Annotated in this window: 1 protein-coding gene; it reads right to left on the bottom strand. The window is 64.6% G+C overall.

Features of this window, described 5'->3' with window-relative positions:
• Window positions 1-15: 15 nt before the first annotated feature.
• Window positions 16-962 (bottom strand): IS630 family transposase gene (locus AC0L3H_RS32920; protein WP_473588242.1). Its coding sequence is split into 2 segments (ribosomal slippage): window positions 16-621 and window positions 624-962, totalling 945 coding nucleotides; the frame shifts between segments, so codons are not numbered across the junction.
• Window positions 963-1056: the final 94 nt, after the last annotated feature.

The raw sequence follows: 1056 nt of genomic DNA, 5'->3' as shown, positions 1-1056 counted from the left end.
TAGAGCGCGATGATTTTAGGTTGGGACATAGCCGGCCTCGGTGAAGTAGTTGGCGCATTCCTTTGATGTGACGGTGTCGAGGATTTGGCCGATGGCGCTGCAGACGGCGTCGGTGGTGCGTCTGGCGGCCTTTCGCAGCAGGTGCTTGAGCTTGGCGAAGAGCAGCTCGATTGGATTCAGGTCCGGCGAGTATTTGGGCAGGAAGAAGAGCTTGGCGCCGGCTTTGCGGATGGCGTGCCGGACGGCCTTGCCCTTGTGTGAGCCGAGATTGTCGATGACGACGATGTCGCCCGGCTTGAGGGTGGGCAGGAGCACCTTCTCGACATAGAGCCGGAAGCGCTCGCCGTTGATCGGCCCGTCGATGAGCCATGGGGCGTCGACGCGGTCGTGGCGCAGGGCAGCCAGGAAGGTCATGGTCTTCCAGCGTCGATGCGGCACCTTGGCTTTCAGGCGCTGGCCGCGCGGCGCCCAGCCCCGGAGCGGAGCCATGTTGGTCTTGGTCCAGGTCTCGTCGATGAAGACCAGGCGGGAGGCGGCGATCCGGCCCTGATGGGCCTTCCACTGCGCCCGCCGACGCGCCACATCGGGCCGATCCTGCTCGGCGGCGATCAGCGTCTTTTTTTGTGCGTCAGCTTCTCGGCACGGACGAACTCCCACACCGAGCGGTAGTCGACCTTCAGCCCGCGCTCGGCCAGTTCTGCCGCAAGGCCGCGCAGCGTGAAGTCTGTATTGCGGCAGCGCTCGATAAGCCAGTCGCGGTGCGCACCGGCAATCTTCTTCGGCCGTCGCCCGCCCATCTTGCCGGGCTCCACCATGCCCGTTTCCCGCAGCCGGCGAACCCACCGGATGACCGTGCTGATGCCGACCCCAAAACGCGCCGCCGCCTGCCGCCGCGACAGGCCCTCCTGCTCAACCGCACCAACAACCCGCTCGCGCAGATCCATCGAATAAGGCTTGCCCATCCATGCTGGCCTCCATCCCCAGCCAGCATGTTGAATCAAATCCCCGCTGATTTGGGAATCCCCCTTCGATTCAGCCTCTCTTCATCCCGCTCTA

Source organism: Mesorhizobium sp. WSM4816, from assembly GCF_055811535.1.
This window is presented reverse-complemented; position numbering and strand designations above follow the sequence as displayed.